Here is a 13,635-nt window from a genome sequence, read left to right on the forward strand (position 1 = left end):
TTCCGTGCGATGATAGGTATTTGTACGGTTATTCGAATGTTTGGTCAAGCGGCCCTGTCGTAGAAATCTCGCAATTCTTTCCGAGCCTTTGGTATAACCTCAATCAACTCCTCGCACATAACCTGAAAGCGGGTAACCTGCTTTGCCGGGTCTTTCTCGCCAAGTTCATGTTCGATGATGCCGCGCCATTCAAGGGGGCGATCCTCCTCTATCAGCGCGAAGGCGAAAGCGCTGATCAGTTGGCGAGAGCGCATCGTCATTAGGGCCAGAACAGCGGCGCACAGGCGGATGTAATAGCGCTTGCGGTCTTCCTTGCCCCATTCCTTTGTGTGGTCGGGAGCGCCGGCCGGTTCTGGCGGTCCCTCCAAGCCTTTAGATGACGCATGGAAGCGCAGGTAATCCATTCCCGCGTTGCCTTCGTCCTGCGTGATCGTGTCACGGGTGGCTAGCGCAACAAACGGGTTGGTGCGCCAAATGCCACGAGGCTTGCCACGATCATCACGGGTCATCTGAGTGCCGACGTGGCGCTTGTAGTCGTATAGGCCGCCCTCCATGTTCGGACCCCAGTTCTCGACCTTCTTGCCCTCCGCGGTTTTCATAAGTTCCCTGTCCTTCCGTGCCTGTTCCTGCGCTTCACGTATAGCCCGCATCTCGGCAGGCGTCGGGATGGTAGTGCGGGCCTTGCGGTTTCGCTTCTTACTGGCCATCGCTGTTACGCCACTCCCTGGTAGTCAAGGCCGACGCGGTACTGCTGCAAGGACTTCAGTGTGTCCTCAACCTCTTGGGCCAGGCCCAACGCCTTGTCGGACAGTTCTTTCAGCTTAGCCTCGTATTCCCGCAGCTTTGCCGGAGCCTCCAGTTTTGACGCGCTGACGTTCGGTCCGAAGAATCTGTCACGGATATCGGAGACCCAGGCGCGCGGCACGTTGAGTTTTCCGGCCAAACTCTCATCGCTGAAATTCAGGCGGTAGCATTGCTTGGCGACCTCGTAATGCTCCTCAAGGGCGTCGTTGATGCGACGGTTTTCCTCGCGTGTGGGCTGGCGGGGCGCTTCGGCCTTGACGGCGTCTGCCATGGGCTTCTCCTTCGGTTTGTTGAAATGCAGGTATGCCGCCTGCTTCTGGGTCAGTTTTTTCTTCTCTTCTTCGGCCATTGAGACGCACTCCGGGCATGTGATGGACTTTCCGTCCAATGGGTTCTGATATCCTCGCTGTTGGAGGTATTTGGCAGTCAGATGATCTGGGAACCTGGGGAACGATCTATCGCGATGACATTGCGAGCAACGCACAACGCTGGCCTTCTGCCAGCGCCCCTCGACTTGTTCCGATGTCAGTCTGATGTGCGGGAAACCAGTCACCTCCAGTCCTCCCGCGGAAACGCCTGCATGATGATCTCCGCGTCCTCACGGGTTGCGTCATTGCGCCAGCACTGCTTGGTCCAAGCGATTGTTTGGTGACCCAGGCTCATGCCGGTCGGGCCTCTGCGGCGGATGATGTCAGCCAGTGCGGCGATGTGTTCAGCGGCTTCTGCCATCAGATGGTCCTCATGGTCAGGTCGATATCTTCCAAGCCCTCAACGAAAGCGATGGGGCACTTTCCATCGAAATAGCTCATGCCGTACGAATCTGCGCCGACGATGTTTCCATCTGGATCAATGACCATCACGCAAGCCATGCGGCCTCGATACTGGAACCGTTCCTTTTGCTTGGCTGGATCGCTGATCGCGAAGATGATCATCATCTCGCCTGCCTGACGTGAACGACCGCCCATTCTGGGGTAAACGTTGCCGACAATCGGCTCCATCGACGGTATTTGCGTTTCTGTCTCGATGTGAATTTTCATTGTGCCGCCTCCATGAACTCAGCTGATCGACCAAAAGGCAGCGACGCCACCAGACGCATGACGGGCTCCTGAAACACGGCTTCCTTGCCGTCGTCGTAGCCGCTGAGCTGCTGGCTCAGGCGCCGGCACTCGGCTTCGCATTGCTCGGCAAGGGGTGACCACTTGGCGAACGCTTCGGGCTTTGCGGGCCCCTCACCTTTGCCGGGCCCAAACATAGGGCCAGCAGCCTTGCGGTACTCAAACGCGAGGATGGTCAGGTATCGCACCTTTGCGCGCAGAGTGAGGTCGGCGTATTCCTGACGGCTGATCTGATGCCAGGCCTCGGCCACAGGCTCATCGGCACGGCTGCGCAGGGACTGGACGATTTCGTTCAGCTCATTCGGGTACGGGAAACGCTTGCTCTCGCGCTCGTACTGCCAGATGCGAAGCACGCGGTCGAACATCTCAACAGTGCAGCCACGCAAGGCCTCGGAGTACTGGCTGAAGTACTTGACCAGGGCATCGCCCACCAGCGGGGAGCGCGCATTGTAGACGAGGTACATCGCCTCGAATTTCTCCAGAATTTCCTCGTTGTCGTTCATCCCAATGCCTTCCGTAACGCTGCCTTGATCTCACCTTCTGCCGGTCCGTAACCTCGTCGGGGCGGTGGCGGCTGCGCATCAGGCAGCGGAATGATTTTCGTTCGGTCGGCGCAGGCCTGGGCCACCGAATCCGTGAAATAGGCCCACGATTTCGGGGCGTGGTGCATTCTGGCCGAGACGGCCTTAACGGTCGGGACTACATCCAGCCGGTAGCTGAACCCGCTGTTCCGCCATGAGATCAGGACCCGGGCAGTGTGCGCCTGCCACTCCGCCGGGGTCATGCCAGCGGAGGCTTGGAGGTCGGACAGGACCTTATCGAGATCAGGCCAATCACTCGCGCTCGCGCCATCATCATCAATCTTATTATCTGGTTTTTGGCTTTTGGCTTTTGGATCGCACTCCTCAAGCACTGCTTGTTGTGTGCTTGGAGCATTGCTTGCAGCACTGCTTGCAGCATCCTCTGAGGACTGCTTACCGTGATGCCGGGCGTTGGCTGCGCGTCGGGCGCGCTCTTGGTTTCGTTCCGACGCCGCCTGTATTTCCGCAATGCGCTTATCCATACCATCGTGACGATAACCGCCATCGACAGCCTCAAACTTGGACGCCAGCACGTTCTTGACGGCTTTCTGCTCGTCACGAGACATAGCCGCACACAGGCGTAGGCACTCGTTGACCGTCCAACCATCGCCCTGGTCGAGGTAATACTGGTTGCACAGGCGAATATAGGCGCCGGCCTCTGCAAGGCTCATTCGGGATGTACCGCTATGCCAGTCGCCTATGTGCATAGGGTAGGAGTTGATCTTGAGGTCACTCATGCAGCCAACCTCGCGATATCAAAGCGCGGCCACTTGCCTTTAAAGTGCACAGGCTTCTGAACCTCATTCGGGTCTATGCCGTCAGCCAGCATGTGGGCCATATGTTCAGCCTGCTTTGCGTCATGGTTCGCCCATGCCTCTGCGTGCTTCTCCGGTCCCCACTGATCCCAAATGTTAGCCCGACCGAGGCGGGCGGTCATCTCTAGCTCAAAGGCGAGACTTTGACGCCACCACAGGACGTAACGCGGCCACCAGCGCTCTATCTTGCCTGACTTTGCCAAATGCGTTTCGATGCACTCAGCGACCTCATCCCGATCGATGACATTTATGCCGAAAGAGCGGAATCCGGTTTCAGACCAAAACAGCGAACCAGCGGGACGTATCGCATAGGTGCAGAACCCGCGCGTGATAAGCGCCGGGATGCCACGCACCTCTATCTCAAATGGATCAGGATCTTCAACATAGATATCCATGGCATAATCTTCGCCATAGGCCTTGGTCATGACTTGCCGGCGCTCTCGCGGAACGTAGACAACCGGCGGCGGAGGTGGTGGGGCGAATAGGTCGAGTTGCATTACGCCGCCTCCTCGCTTTCCGCACCGCGAGAACGCTTGGTGACGACCAGCACATCGATGCCATGAACATGCGCCATCAGGCGGCGCTTCAGGCGGCCCATCGGCGTGTCGAAACCCTTGTAATCAGCCACGACCGTCTTGCCGTCCTCTTCGTATTGGAAATCAGCGACGTATGTGATGGCGGAGGCGCGATCCTCACCAACCAACCTGACAGGCGGGCACAGAACGAAACGAACCTGACGTTTGAGGTTCGAAATCTCACCGGCCGCCTGGCGAAGGTTCAAGTGCATCCAGTGGTTAAGCTCGCCCTTGCTGTCAAAGGTGATGCCCTCCACCTGGTGCTTGATGTTGCCGTAATTAGCCTTTGGCTTTGGGAGGGTGCTGCGCAAGATATCGCGTGCTTGAGATGCGGAAATGCGTGAGGTCATTCTGCTGCACCCATCAGATCGAGGGTGGCGCTGTTTTCCTCGGCATCGATCAGGTTCTTGACAGCCTGGCGATAATATTCCGGCTTAAGCTCTGTGCCGAGGAACTTGCGGCCCGCTTTTAGCGCGGCGTAGCCCTCGGAGCCGATTCCGGTGAACGGCGAAAAAACCACGTCGCCGGCATTGGACCACAGATAGATGCAGCGCTCAATCAGATCCAGTTGCAATGGGCAAAGGTGACGCTCATCCTTGTCAGAGCGCGCGACCTTGACGTTCAGGACATTGGTCTGGTTGATGTCCATCCATACCGGAGACGCCCACTTCTGCCATGTATCGACAGGGAATAGGCGCTTGTCTTGCGAAACCTTATCAGCCTGCGCTTCATCATCAGGCGTCTTGCGGAACACCAGCACATAATCCGCCATGCCTTGACGATTACGGGTGCTGTCAGTCTGGATGGTCTTGTACAACAGGCCATGCGCTTTGGTGCGCTGCATCTCGATCACAGGGTCTTTCCAAACCGTGATGCGGCTATGGAAGGTCCATCCCTCCTGCACGTGCACGCGAACGATATCTGCGGGGAAGTCGTAAAGCCCAGATGTGCCGTGCGCAGCCTTGGTGCGAGGCAGGTCCGAACAATGTACACAGGTCAAGCGGCCCGGTTTCGTGGCGCGGTAAAGTTCACGGACAATGTAGCGGTATTGCTCAATGAACTCCGCCTCGTCTTTCACGTTGCCCATATCCCGATCGATATCGGAATAAACAAAAAGCTGGGCGAAAGGCGGAGAGTAGACGCTTAAGCCAATCGTATCGCTCGGCATATCGATGGCAAACTCTACACAGTCGCCATTGATCACGGTGAAGTTCTTGCCGTTGTATTGATCCATGATCATGCTGACAGCCACGTCGGTAAAGACGCCCTCTTGGTCGGGTTATATGTTTGGGTTTCATGCTCGATGCGCATGGCACGGCGCATAGCGCTGACCATCTCAGTCTTCATCTTGTCGTGGTCGCCGGCCTTGCGGCTGACTACGCTATGAATGTTCGCCTCAGTATCGGCGCAGACGACATGCACATTGACAGGCCGTGTCTGGCCAAAGCGGTAGCAGCGGCGCACGGCTTGGTAATAGTTCTCGTAGGAGAAACTGAGGCCCACGAACGCCATGTTGTTGCAGTGCTGCCAATTCAGACCGAACCCAGCCAGACCTGGCTTGGTGATGATCTGCCTGGCCTGACCCGTTGAAAACGCGACAAGGTTCTCTTCCTTTTCGTCCGGAGACATTGAGCCGCGGACCTCGACGGCATCGGGCAATGCGCGAGCCAGTTCATCGGCCTCATAATCGGTATCACACCAGATTACCCATGGATCGGTCACTTTGCTGCCGGCGATGTCCGAGACTTTCGCCACGCGGTCAGATAGGCTGATGCGCTTCTCTTTGTGGATCGACGTAGCGGATGTATCAGGCATTCGGAAAAGAAAGCCCTGACCGTCCCTGTCAGTCTCGCCATTGGCATCGCGGGCAATCTGGACAATGTGGGTGTGTTCCAGAAGATCGGGAAGAATGTAGCCTTCATCGGAAAAGCCAACGTCAGAGGGCTTGCTGATGCAGCGTGACCACGAAGACACCCATTCCCAGAAATGCTTTACGGCGTGCCCCTTCATGCGCCACTCGCCCGTATCGGCGCTGTCATGAAGGAAAAAGCGGGTGAGCATCTGCGTGGCAGATAGGGCGCCGAGAAATTCAGAGTGATTGCCAAGCTCGACGTGATCGTTAGGAGCCGGTGTGGCCGTGCATGCCAAGCGGAATGGCGTTTGTTTAAAGCTATCGATCAGGCTTCGCGATGTCTTGCCCGTTAGCGCCTTAAGGATAGAGCTTTCGTCAAGAATTACCCCGCCGAAAATTGACAGGTCAAACAGGTGAACGCGCTCGTAATTCGTGATGTAGACGCGCGGCGTAGTGATCTCGGATGGATCGCGAATTGCTTTCGCATCAATGCTGAACTTTTCCGCCTCTCGCTCGTGCTGAGATGACACGGCCAGCGGCGCAAGCATCAGTACAGGCCTGTTCGTATGCTCCACAACAACGCGGCCATATTCCAGGGCGCAGAATGACTTACCTAGGCCGGTGTCAAGAAACAAACCAGCGCGGCCGCGCTCCAGGGCGAACACGGTTGAATGCTCCTGATGAGGCTTGAGACGGCTGTTCAAGGCTGGAAGGCGCGTTAAGCCTGTCGGCTGGAACTCAACCCGCTTCGAAGCAATGAGTGCGCGATAGGCGTCTAGGCTTGATACGGTCATTGCGTCACCGCCTTCACAACCGCATCCCGACCGAACAAGTCATAGAGACGGTTAAGCTCGACACTGAGGGGGTTGATGACCTGAATGGACCGGGAACGGTTGTTGAGGCGACGGATGCGGCCCTTGCTTTCGAGAACGCCGATCCAGACAGCAACACCGGAAACAGACTTGAGGCCCAAATCGTCGGCAATCTCGCGATACGAAGGCGTCACGTCATCTGAAGTGGTTAGGCGGATGATGGAATTCAGGCAGGCCTGTTCGCGTTTTGTAAGCTGGGTCATGCCGCCACCTCTTGGGCGTCGGCAATGCAAGCCTCAACAGCCTGAACGCCATACAGAACTGAGGTGTGATGCTTCTTGAGCATCAGACCGATGCGGGGGTATGAGAGGTCGGCCTGACGCAACAGGTAGCAGACACGCCAGCGGCGACGAGCTATGTCATTGCACCGGGCATCGCTCACCACATCGGCAACGCCGATTGCGCTCAGTTCACATGCCTTGGCCAGCATCTTCTTGAGATCGCCGGAACAGGCGCGGACGAGGCATACATCGTCTTGCAGGTAGCGCAGATCGACCTTGCCACTCCCGTTGATACGAGCGCGAAGGGCGCGCTTGGAGGGCTTATACGGTTGCTTACGCATGAGGCCGTTGGAATAGGCATACGATATGAGGCGGTTTTTTGTGGCGCCTTCGTAGCGCGCTGCAATCTCGGAGGCGCGCATATCGGTATTGGCGTAGAGATGCAGCGCCTCGGCACCATGCTTTTCGATCCACATGTTGGTTGAGGTCCGCATCACTTCTTCCCCTTCCGGTTGGCCAGTTCGGCTTTCAGCCGGGCATGTGTCGCCTCCTTGGGCGAGGCGAATTGACCCTTTTCCGAACGCGGTTGAGGCCTCGACTTGCCACGCGTGAAATATGCCAGATCGGCCTCGAGGCGCTTTTCATAGAGTTTGGTGCGGATCCAGATCACGCCGCGCCACAGGGCGCAGAACAGGCCGACGAGAAGAACCGACGCACCGACGATTTCAGGCCAGCAAAGGGTGATGAGCCAAAAGGTGGCGCACATCAGCGTCAGCCAGGTAAGAGTGATGCTGAGGGGGATTTTGCGTTCCATTACTTCCCCCTACCGAAAATACGAGAGAGGAGGTTTGGAACTGCCTTGTCGTCCGTCTTTGTTGCAGGACGGCATTCGGGACATGAGCAGGACTTGCCGCCCATGATCTTGTCCATGGTCGCCGAGATCGTGATGGCCTCGACCACAGCGTCCTGCAGGAATTTGCCGGAGCATCCGGAAAAGTGCAGTTCCTCGCGCTCGCTCAGCAGGTACAGGCCATAGACGGCGATGCCCCCCCCCGTTGCGTCGGCGGAGGAAGCGTCATCAAGGAACTGCTGGACGGCCTTGAGAACGTCTGATGGCACATTGTCGGGTATGGTGAGGCCTGTAGAAACGGGGATGGTCATTACACGCGCTCCCCGTTCATGCGGGCCATATCGCGGAGGCCGTCCTTGATCTCGCGGAGGTCGTCATCATCGCTGGCGTCGAAGTCTGGGTCGCACCCGGCCGTGTCGTCGCCGGGCGTGTGGGGAGCGTTAAGGTTATCAAGATTGGTTAATTTGTAAGGGTTTGCGTGTTTTTCAAACATGGGACGAATCCTCGTGGTTGTTGTCTGCGGTATTCAGTTCCAGCTTGTGGAAAGAGGGAGACGAAAGGACGGTCCCATCGTCTCCCTGCCCTCAACCACAAGGGGCCGGTAGGTATGACCGGCGGCATTACGCCAAGCGCCGAAGCGCGGGGCGGATGGCGTGAGAGCCAGCAACTGGGTCCGATGGGTGGGACTACTGCTTACTGGCTCTCTATCAATCCGTGGGGGAGACGGATCGAATGGGTTAGGCGGCTGACTTTTGTCGCTCACCCCAAAAGCGAGGCGGAATATCGAAAGCCTTTTCGATCCGCAGTGCGAGGTCGTATCCAGGCGTCCTTTTGCCCGAAGCGATTTCACTCGCGTAAGACTTCGACAGGCCCATAGCCCTGAGACCGGCGGCGATTTCGGAAGGATTGGATTGAATGTTCATGTCATTAAGTTCGCAAAACGCGGACTATTTGTCAACAAATAAAGTTCGCATTCTGCGTGACGACATGGGAACGCGGCCATGCGATTTTGTTCGCATGGCGCGGACTCGTAAAAGCAAAGCAGACCTTTCGACACTTGAAGTCGACTTTATCCCGGAGGACTTCACGCCCCCGCCTCACCACATGCGTGCTTGGCGGGAAAAAAAGGAACTCACCCAGGAGCAGCTCGCCGAGTTGATGGGGACCACCAAGGGCGTTGTCAGCGACCTTGAAAACAGCAAGCGCGAACTTGGAACGAAGTGGCTTTGGAAAATTTCCACCGCCTTACGCATTCGTCCTGGCTATATCTTGGAACACGATCCGGCGACTTTGCCGGACGACATCATTGAGATATGGGCAACAATTAAAGACGACGATCGGCCGAAAGCTATCCGTGCCCTGAAGGTTTTTGAAAGCGATACCGGCACATAATTGCTTAACGGCCACGAGGCAGACGGTTTCGCCATATTGGTACAACATTCTCCCGCGCATCCTCCGGAGAAGAAAAGGCCCACTCCACAACATCGAGCGTGAGGTGGGCAGGCATTCCCCGGCAGATTAATTCCTGTGGCGTGGTATAAAACTGAGAGTTTTCCTTAACTATCAATATGTTTTGCACGGGGTTAAGGTCGGAAAGTCTGAGATGTTTCTTCCACCCTGCGCCTAAACAATAACTATCAAGCTTCTTTACGGCGCTCATTTTGACACCTCACCCACCCACAATGTTCTCCATATGTTCCGCTTTTTAATAATTGGAGTCAAGGGCCATGGATAGCGCTTTTGATCGCTTGAGCATCTCCGTCACCTCTCACCATCAGCGCCTGGATGGAAACTATCACTGCGATTTTGAGTTTTGCTGTCTGGATTGTGGCGGTTATATTCTCAACGTACCTGATGATTTAGCTCCAAGCGGCGAGGTTAAGTGCAAGGCGTGTGATCAATTCTTTGGAACCTACCTCGCATTGACTGAGCGATGTCAGGCCATTGGTTGTGACTATATCGCTAAGAACACTTAAGTATTAAGTTGCGCATTCAGGAATCGCGTCTATAGATAGAATATCTGGAGGGGAATATGAAAAAAGTTACCGTTATTGTCGCAGTCGCATTTGCGGTCACATTGACCGGTTGCGCCACCAAATATCAGGAAATGGGCTTTACGGGCGGGGTGTCCGCCGCGCAGATCACATCGGACACGGTCCAGATCACCGCGCGTGGAAATGGTTATACCGACCCCGATACAATTCAGCGCTATGCCTTACGCAAGGCGGCTGAAACAACACTGAGCGCCGGATTCGACAACTTCGAAATTCTTTCGGATGCTGACCGATCAAGAAAAGAGGGCTTTTCAACTGGTTCTTATGGTCGAGGATATGCCTTTGCCAGCAATTATCAGATCATAAAGCCTGGCCAGACGTTCATGATCAAAATGAGACACGGGCCCATACCGGATGGAGCTTCTGCTATGGTTTTTGATGCGCATGAGGTTGTAAAGTTTGCAGCCACCAAGGACTCTAGAAAGTGCTCCGAAATTAATGGCGCCGTGAAATGCGAATAGTCATTGTTTTCGCTATGGCAAGTTTAGCCATTACATCGGTTGCGAACGCCTCGGATGCGCCCTACTCGATGCTATCGTATACAGGTGGAAGATTTCCCGTTTTCCATAATGGACGCAAATTCATCGTGCAGATGCACAAAAAGTACAATTCTTTGCTTATTCAACCTGCTTTTGGATCTGGTGTAGACGACAACAACGCAAATATTCAGGACTATCGGGCTGTTGCGGAAAAATTCGTGTCACCGGTGGGGTGTGCCATTGAGTCGGTTGCAAAAGACGCACCGGTGACATGGGAGGCTGAGTATGTTTGCCCGAAAGGCGTCAATCTGCAAGAACTGACAAAAGCTCAAAAGCAAACTTTAAAGGATGGATCACCCCTCCAACAACAAGATACGCCTACGCCAGTCGAGCCATGACGTAATCATGCCCTCCCCCACCGACCGCGCTTTCCAGCTCCGCTTCCAGGCCGAGGCAATGTACGAAGCCGCCAAAAGGGCTGAGCCAGAGCGTGCAGCTGTGTTGCGCAAGAAGGCTGAGGAGTTACGGAGAGAGGCGTTCAGGATAGAGGAGACGGGGCGGTGAATGCGAAATTATTTCTGAGCCAGTGACACAATTTCGCGCGAAGAGTGATATAATCTCACAGTGTGGTGTAATTCTTTAACGAAACGCCATATTGATGATTCATGTCTTTTCTGAACAGGAGGTCAGGTAATGCCAAAGCCGTATCACTCGACCACGGTCGCTCAGGAGATTTTAAATATTGCCAACAGCAGCGGCGTACATTTAACGCCCATGCAGTTGGTTAAATTGACCTATATCGCACACGGGTTTTCCCTAGCGCTAGACAACGCGCCGCTGATCAGCGACCGCATTGAAGCTTGGAAGTATGGCCCTGTTATCCCGCCGCTCTACAAGGCGGTGAAGCGCTATGGGAACGGCATCATTCAAGGCCCGATTGACAATGCCTTGTGGACGCGTTCCGAATCCGTAGAGGGTGAGGACAGGCAGCTTATCAAGGAAGTTTTTGACAAGTACGGGAAACTGTCCGGCATTCAGTTGTCTTATCTTACGCACCGCACCGGTACGCCCTGGCAACGCACATTCAGGCCTGATGGCTGGTCGGATGGCATATCGAATGACCTGATCAAGGAACACTACAAGGACATCTTGGAGGCGGTTCACAATTGAACCGCATTCCAGATCCCAAAGACCTGCTCAACAAGGACGACGATTCGTCAGCGGATGCTATGGCTGCCCTGGAGCAGTCGGGATGGGTTCGCCTTGATACGCTTAGCGGCGCTACGCATAGGAATAGAATTATCATCCAAAAGGCGGTCGGCGGCTGTCTTCGGTTGACGGTCTGGATCGCTTTCTTTGCATTGTGGGCCGGCGGCATTACTCTTTTATGGCACATGATCGGCCCTGAGAGATGGCGCTGGTTAAAACCGGAAGAGGTAGCGCATCTGCAAAGTATAATATTCAGTAGTGCCCTTGGAGCCGTGGTGGCCAAGGGCGCACAACATTACATCTTTGGTAACGATAAGGGTGCGCGCTAGCACGTCCTATTATTAGCTGTAGGCTCCGCCCCAGCGGGGCCTTTTTCGTTCTGCCACAGTTGCCCCTTCCCGGGCGGCCTTTTCTGCGCCGGGGATATGCCGCCCCGGCTCGGCTTTACTCCTGAATGACTCAATGTAGAGTCGAGGTCACCACAACCACAGGAGAAATGTAATGACTGACGAAATCAAAGCATCATTCACATGCCCGAATTGCGGGCCTATTAGTATCCGGGTCGAGGACGAGACGAACGACGACAGCGCCGTCACTTGTGCAAGCTGTGGTGTCAGATTCGGAACATGGGGCGAAGTGAAAGCCAAGGTCACTGATGCCGCCGCTGCTGAGGTCAGAGCAAGACTTAGGGGCGCCTTCTCTGGCCTCAAGGGCTGGAAGATCACTTAGGGCGATTACAAGGCCTGAAATATCCATCACCACCTCCAGCCCGCTCCGGCGGGCTTTTTCATGACCCCTTATAGCATGGGGATGAGGTGGGGGCAAAATAAAAGTCCGATTTTTGCGAACTTTATTGTTGACACATAGTCCGCAATTTGCGAACTTATCTCCATGCCCGGACATCACCGGATTGGAACAGACCGATGCTTCACACCGACATACAAGCCTCTGCCTACACACCCGATGCGGCTGATTACGCATCTGCCGGAACGCTGATCACTTTTGACATGCGCACACAGGAGGGCCGCGAAGGTACTCGCGACATGCTGGCCAAGCTGGCCGGTGAGCCAAAGCGCGTGTTTGTCGGACCTCGCACTGAGGCTGGCATGGCCGCTGAGCAGATGCTTGCGAATATCTCGTCCGCCATCCGCAAGGGGGTCCGGTAATGCTCACCCCCGGAACCTATCCCATTCGTGGCGGCGGTCGCATCGCCAAGGTCTACGAAATCACCAATTGCAGCTTCCACGGCATCCCCGTCGCCATCGGCGCAATGTTCTCACCCAAGGGCGAGTTCCTGGGCGTTGAGACGTGGCGGGCCTCCGATGGTCAATTCCACATGATTGGAGATGCCTGCTGCTTGGACATCACCATGCCAGCCGAGGAGGCCGCAGCATGACCTATCAGGAATTCAAAATCATCACCGATGCTGTCGCCATTCTCGCAGCGATGGTCGTCATCATCAAGTGCCTGGGCGGTTTGTGATGATCATCCACCAATACAGGATCTATCGCTGCGACCTTCGCGCCAATCCGGCCTTCACTTACGTCTTCGGCTGCAATGAGGCCCGCTACGGCCTCGGTGGTCAAGCCGCTGAGATGAGGGGCGAGAAAAACGCTCACGGCATAGCCACACTCCGCGCTCCCGGCGTCTTCTGGTCAGACAGTGACCGCGCACGACAATGTCAGGTTCTCGCAGCCGATTTTGAGCCCCTGTTCAACATAGCTGAACGAGGAGGCGTGATCGTCCTGCCGATCGATGGCGTCGGGACCGGCTTGGCTCGCCTCGAAGAGCGCGCCCCTCAAACTTTCGCGTACCTGCAAAAACTGTGGAAACACCTAATCGACAAGGGGTCGAAATGATCGAAGTCTCAACACAGGCGGAATTCGACAAAGCCATCAAGGCCGACGAAAACGCCGAAATCAAGTTCCTTAAGGGCGTGTTCCGCGTCGTCCTCACGGGCGCTATGGCGCCAGCCCTAATCATCACTGGCGATGCGAACGTAAGCATCGTGACGTGGGGGGCCTCAGCACCGCGCATCGTGACGTGGGGGGCCTCAGCACCGAGCATCGAGACGCGGGAGACCTCAGCACCGCGCATCGAGACGCGGGAGACCTCAGCACCGCGCATCGTGACGCGGGGGACCTCAGCACCGCGCATCGTGACGTGGGGGGCCTCAGCACCGAGCATCGAGACGCGGGAGACCTCAGC

Annotated in this window: 26 protein-coding genes; 10 read left to right on the plus strand and 16 right to left on the minus strand. The window is 55.9% G+C overall.

Annotated elements, in window-relative coordinates:
- Positions 1-44: 44 nt before the first annotated feature.
- From QM647_RS15180 to QM647_RS15255, 16 genes are all read right to left on the minus strand, one after another.
- Positions 45-707 carry a hypothetical protein gene (locus tag QM647_RS15180; RefSeq protein WP_414996386.1) on the minus strand — a complete coding sequence of 221 codons (663 nt, stop codon included), beginning with the start codon at positions 705-707 and terminating at the stop codon, positions 45-47.
- A gap of 5 nt (positions 708-712) precedes the next feature.
- Complete coding sequence (locus tag QM647_RS15185) at positions 713-1,153, minus strand: hypothetical protein (RefSeq protein WP_414996387.1); 441 nt, start codon at positions 1,151-1,153, stop codon at positions 713-715.
- A 200-nt stretch (positions 1,154-1,353) separates the two neighbouring features.
- Entirely contained in the window at positions 1,354-1,533 is a 180-nt protein-coding gene (locus QM647_RS15190) for a hypothetical protein (RefSeq protein ID WP_414996388.1), read from the minus strand.
- The gene (locus QM647_RS15195; protein ID WP_414996389.1) at positions 1,533-1,841 is read right to left on the minus strand and encodes a hypothetical protein; all 309 of its coding nucleotides are present in this window, start codon (positions 1,839-1,841) and stop codon (positions 1,533-1,535) included. The genes QM647_RS15190 and QM647_RS15195 overlap by 1 nt, the downstream gene beginning before the upstream one ends.
- The gene (locus QM647_RS15200) at positions 1,838-2,422 is read right to left on the minus strand and encodes a hypothetical protein (protein WP_414996390.1); all 585 of its coding nucleotides are present in this window, start codon (positions 2,420-2,422) and stop codon (positions 1,838-1,840) included. Before QM647_RS15200 ends, QM647_RS15195 begins: the two co-directional genes overlap by 4 nt.
- Positions 2,419-3,237 carry a DUF1376 domain-containing protein gene (locus tag QM647_RS15205; RefSeq protein ID WP_414996391.1) on the minus strand — a complete coding sequence of 273 codons (819 nt, stop codon included), beginning with the start codon at positions 3,235-3,237 and terminating at the stop codon, positions 2,419-2,421. Before QM647_RS15205 ends, QM647_RS15200 begins: the two co-directional genes overlap by 4 nt.
- The gene (locus QM647_RS15210) at positions 3,234-3,740 is read right to left on the minus strand and encodes a hypothetical protein (protein WP_414996392.1); all 507 of its coding nucleotides are present in this window, start codon (positions 3,738-3,740) and stop codon (positions 3,234-3,236) included. Before QM647_RS15210 ends, QM647_RS15205 begins: the two co-directional genes overlap by 4 nt.
- Before the next feature lie 71 nt (positions 3,741-3,811).
- Positions 3,812-4,240 carry a DUF1064 domain-containing protein gene (locus QM647_RS15215; protein WP_414996393.1) on the minus strand — a complete coding sequence of 143 codons (429 nt, stop codon included), beginning with the start codon at positions 4,238-4,240 and terminating at the stop codon, positions 3,812-3,814.
- Positions 4,237-5,130 (minus strand): DNA-methyltransferase, encoded by an 894-nt coding sequence (locus QM647_RS15220; RefSeq protein ID WP_414996394.1) that lies wholly within the window; start codon positions 5,128-5,130, stop codon positions 4,237-4,239. Before QM647_RS15220 ends, QM647_RS15215 begins: the two co-directional genes overlap by 4 nt.
- Positions 5,127-6,536 (minus strand): helicase-related protein, encoded by a 1,410-nt coding sequence (locus QM647_RS15225; RefSeq protein WP_414996395.1) that lies wholly within the window; start codon positions 6,534-6,536, stop codon positions 5,127-5,129. The genes QM647_RS15220 and QM647_RS15225 overlap by 4 nt, the downstream gene beginning before the upstream one ends.
- Positions 6,533-6,817 (minus strand): LexA family protein, encoded by a 285-nt coding sequence (locus QM647_RS15230; protein ID WP_414996396.1) that lies wholly within the window; start codon positions 6,815-6,817, stop codon positions 6,533-6,535. The genes QM647_RS15225 and QM647_RS15230 overlap by 4 nt, the downstream gene beginning before the upstream one ends.
- Entirely contained in the window at positions 6,814-7,329 is a 516-nt protein-coding gene (locus tag QM647_RS15235) for a helix-turn-helix domain-containing protein (protein ID WP_414996397.1), read from the minus strand. Before QM647_RS15235 ends, QM647_RS15230 begins: the two co-directional genes overlap by 4 nt.
- Entirely contained in the window at positions 7,329-7,649 is a 321-nt protein-coding gene (locus QM647_RS15240; protein WP_414996398.1) for a hypothetical protein, read from the minus strand. Before QM647_RS15240 ends, QM647_RS15235 begins: the two co-directional genes overlap by 1 nt.
- Positions 7,649-7,996, minus strand: a complete 348-nt coding sequence (locus QM647_RS15245; RefSeq protein ID WP_414996399.1) for a hypothetical protein — start codon at positions 7,994-7,996, stop codon at positions 7,649-7,651. The genes QM647_RS15240 and QM647_RS15245 overlap by 1 nt, the downstream gene beginning before the upstream one ends.
- On the minus strand, positions 7,996-8,178 hold the full coding sequence (locus QM647_RS15250; protein WP_414996400.1) for a hypothetical protein: 183 nt from the start codon (positions 8,176-8,178) through the stop codon (positions 7,996-7,998). The genes QM647_RS15245 and QM647_RS15250 overlap by 1 nt, the downstream gene beginning before the upstream one ends.
- A 244-nt stretch (positions 8,179-8,422) precedes the next feature.
- The gene (locus tag QM647_RS15255; protein WP_414996401.1) at positions 8,423-8,608 is read right to left on the minus strand and encodes a helix-turn-helix transcriptional regulator; all 186 of its coding nucleotides are present in this window, start codon (positions 8,606-8,608) and stop codon (positions 8,423-8,425) included.
- On the opposite strand from QM647_RS15255, the gene QM647_RS15260 reads away from it, so the two are divergent.
- From QM647_RS15260 to QM647_RS15305, 10 genes are all read left to right on the plus strand, one after another.
- Entirely contained in the window at positions 8,601-9,077 is a 477-nt protein-coding gene (locus tag QM647_RS15260) for a helix-turn-helix domain-containing protein (protein WP_414996402.1), read from the plus strand. The genes QM647_RS15255 and QM647_RS15260 overlap by 8 nt on opposite strands.
- Positions 9,078-9,717: 640 nt before the next feature.
- Positions 9,718-10,200 (plus strand): CC0125/CC1285 family lipoprotein, encoded by a 483-nt coding sequence (locus QM647_RS15265; protein WP_414996403.1) that lies wholly within the window; start codon positions 9,718-9,720, stop codon positions 10,198-10,200.
- Positions 10,191-10,616, plus strand: a complete 426-nt coding sequence (locus tag QM647_RS15270; protein WP_414996404.1) for a hypothetical protein — start codon at positions 10,191-10,193, stop codon at positions 10,614-10,616. Before QM647_RS15265 ends, QM647_RS15270 begins: the two co-directional genes overlap by 10 nt.
- Positions 10,617-10,911: 295 nt before the next feature.
- Entirely contained in the window at positions 10,912-11,388 is a 477-nt protein-coding gene (locus tag QM647_RS15275) for a Panacea domain-containing protein (protein ID WP_414996405.1), read from the plus strand.
- Positions 11,385-11,756, plus strand: a complete 372-nt coding sequence (locus QM647_RS15280; RefSeq protein WP_414996406.1) for a hypothetical protein — start codon at positions 11,385-11,387, stop codon at positions 11,754-11,756. The genes QM647_RS15275 and QM647_RS15280 overlap by 4 nt, the downstream gene beginning before the upstream one ends.
- A gap of 172 nt (positions 11,757-11,928) precedes the next feature.
- Positions 11,929-12,156: an ECs_2282 family putative zinc-binding protein gene (locus QM647_RS15285; RefSeq protein WP_414996407.1), complete on the plus strand. Its 228-nt coding sequence runs from the start codon at positions 11,929-11,931 to the stop codon at positions 12,154-12,156.
- Positions 12,157-12,350: 194 nt separating this feature from the next.
- The gene (locus QM647_RS15290; RefSeq protein WP_414996408.1) at positions 12,351-12,593 is read left to right on the plus strand and encodes a hypothetical protein; all 243 of its coding nucleotides are present in this window, start codon (positions 12,351-12,353) and stop codon (positions 12,591-12,593) included.
- Complete coding sequence (locus QM647_RS15295; RefSeq protein ID WP_414996409.1) at positions 12,593-12,823, plus strand: hypothetical protein; 231 nt, start codon at positions 12,593-12,595, stop codon at positions 12,821-12,823. Before QM647_RS15290 ends, QM647_RS15295 begins: the two co-directional genes overlap by 1 nt.
- Positions 12,824-12,908: 85 nt before the next feature.
- Positions 12,909-13,286, plus strand: coding sequence for a hypothetical protein (locus tag QM647_RS15300; protein WP_414996410.1), 378 nt, complete (start codon positions 12,909-12,911; stop codon positions 13,284-13,286).
- Positions 13,283-13,635: hypothetical protein (locus QM647_RS15305; RefSeq protein WP_414996411.1), on the plus strand; the 353-nt coding region annotated here is incomplete at its 3' end. The genes QM647_RS15300 and QM647_RS15305, both read left to right, overlap by 4 nt.

The organism is Asticcacaulis sp., assembly GCF_047605585.1.
Lineage (GTDB): Bacteria > Pseudomonadota > Alphaproteobacteria > Caulobacterales > Caulobacteraceae > Asticcacaulis.

Coding starts and splice junctions, on each gene's coding strand:
- QM647_RS15180 (WP_414996386.1), bottom strand. CDS start 707: ATGGCCAGTAAGAAGCGAAACCGCAAGGCCCGCACTACCATCCCGACG.
- QM647_RS15185 (WP_414996387.1), bottom strand. CDS start 1,153: ATGGCCGAAGAAGAGAAGAAAAAACTGACCCAGAAGCAGGCGGCATAC.
- QM647_RS15190 (WP_414996388.1), bottom strand. CDS start 1,533: ATGGCAGAAGCCGCTGAACACATCGCCGCACTGGCTGACATCATCCGC.
- QM647_RS15195 (WP_414996389.1), bottom strand. CDS start 1,841: ATGAAAATTCACATCGAGACAGAAACGCAAATACCGTCGATGGAGCCG.
- QM647_RS15200 (WP_414996390.1), bottom strand. CDS start 2,422: ATGAACGACAACGAGGAAATTCTGGAGAAATTCGAGGCGATGTACCTC.
- QM647_RS15205 (WP_414996391.1), bottom strand. CDS start 3,237: ATGAGTGACCTCAAGATCAACTCCTACCCTATGCACATAGGCGACTGG.
- QM647_RS15210 (WP_414996392.1), bottom strand. CDS start 3,740: ATGACCAAGGCCTATGGCGAAGATTATGCCATGGATATCTATGTTGAA.
- QM647_RS15215 (WP_414996393.1), bottom strand. CDS start 4,240: ATGACCTCACGCATTTCCGCATCTCAAGCACGCGATATCTTGCGCAGC.
- QM647_RS15220 (WP_414996394.1), bottom strand. CDS start 5,130: ATGATCATGGATCAATACAACGGCAAGAACTTCACCGTGATCAATGGC.
- QM647_RS15225 (WP_414996395.1), bottom strand. CDS start 6,536: ATGACCGTATCAAGCCTAGACGCCTATCGCGCACTCATTGCTTCGAAG.
- QM647_RS15230 (WP_414996396.1), bottom strand. CDS start 6,817: ATGACCCAGCTTACAAAACGCGAACAGGCCTGCCTGAATTCCATCATC.
- QM647_RS15235 (WP_414996397.1), bottom strand. CDS start 7,329: ATGCGGACCTCAACCAACATGTGGATCGAAAAGCATGGTGCCGAGGCG.
- QM647_RS15240 (WP_414996398.1), bottom strand. CDS start 7,649: ATGGAACGCAAAATCCCCCTCAGCATCACTCTTACCTGGCTGACGCTG.
- QM647_RS15245 (WP_414996399.1), bottom strand. CDS start 7,996: ATGACCATCCCCGTTTCTACAGGCCTCACCATACCCGACAATGTGCCA.
- QM647_RS15250 (WP_414996400.1), bottom strand. CDS start 8,178: ATGTTTGAAAAACACGCAAACCCTTACAAATTAACCAATCTTGATAAC.
- QM647_RS15260 (WP_414996402.1), top strand. CDS start 8,601: ATGTTCATGTCATTAAGTTCGCAAAACGCGGACTATTTGTCAACAAAT.
- QM647_RS15255 (WP_414996401.1), bottom strand. CDS start 8,608: ATGAACATTCAATCCAATCCTTCCGAAATCGCCGCCGGTCTCAGGGCT.
- QM647_RS15265 (WP_414996403.1), top strand. CDS start 9,718: ATGAAAAAAGTTACCGTTATTGTCGCAGTCGCATTTGCGGTCACATTG.
- QM647_RS15270 (WP_414996404.1), top strand. CDS start 10,191: ATGCGAATAGTCATTGTTTTCGCTATGGCAAGTTTAGCCATTACATCG.
- QM647_RS15275 (WP_414996405.1), top strand. CDS start 10,912: ATGCCAAAGCCGTATCACTCGACCACGGTCGCTCAGGAGATTTTAAAT.
- QM647_RS15285 (WP_414996407.1), top strand. CDS start 11,929: ATGACTGACGAAATCAAAGCATCATTCACATGCCCGAATTGCGGGCCT.
- QM647_RS15290 (WP_414996408.1), top strand. CDS start 12,351: ATGCTTCACACCGACATACAAGCCTCTGCCTACACACCCGATGCGGCT.
- QM647_RS15295 (WP_414996409.1), top strand. CDS start 12,593: ATGCTCACCCCCGGAACCTATCCCATTCGTGGCGGCGGTCGCATCGCC.
- QM647_RS15300 (WP_414996410.1), top strand. CDS start 12,909: ATGATCATCCACCAATACAGGATCTATCGCTGCGACCTTCGCGCCAAT.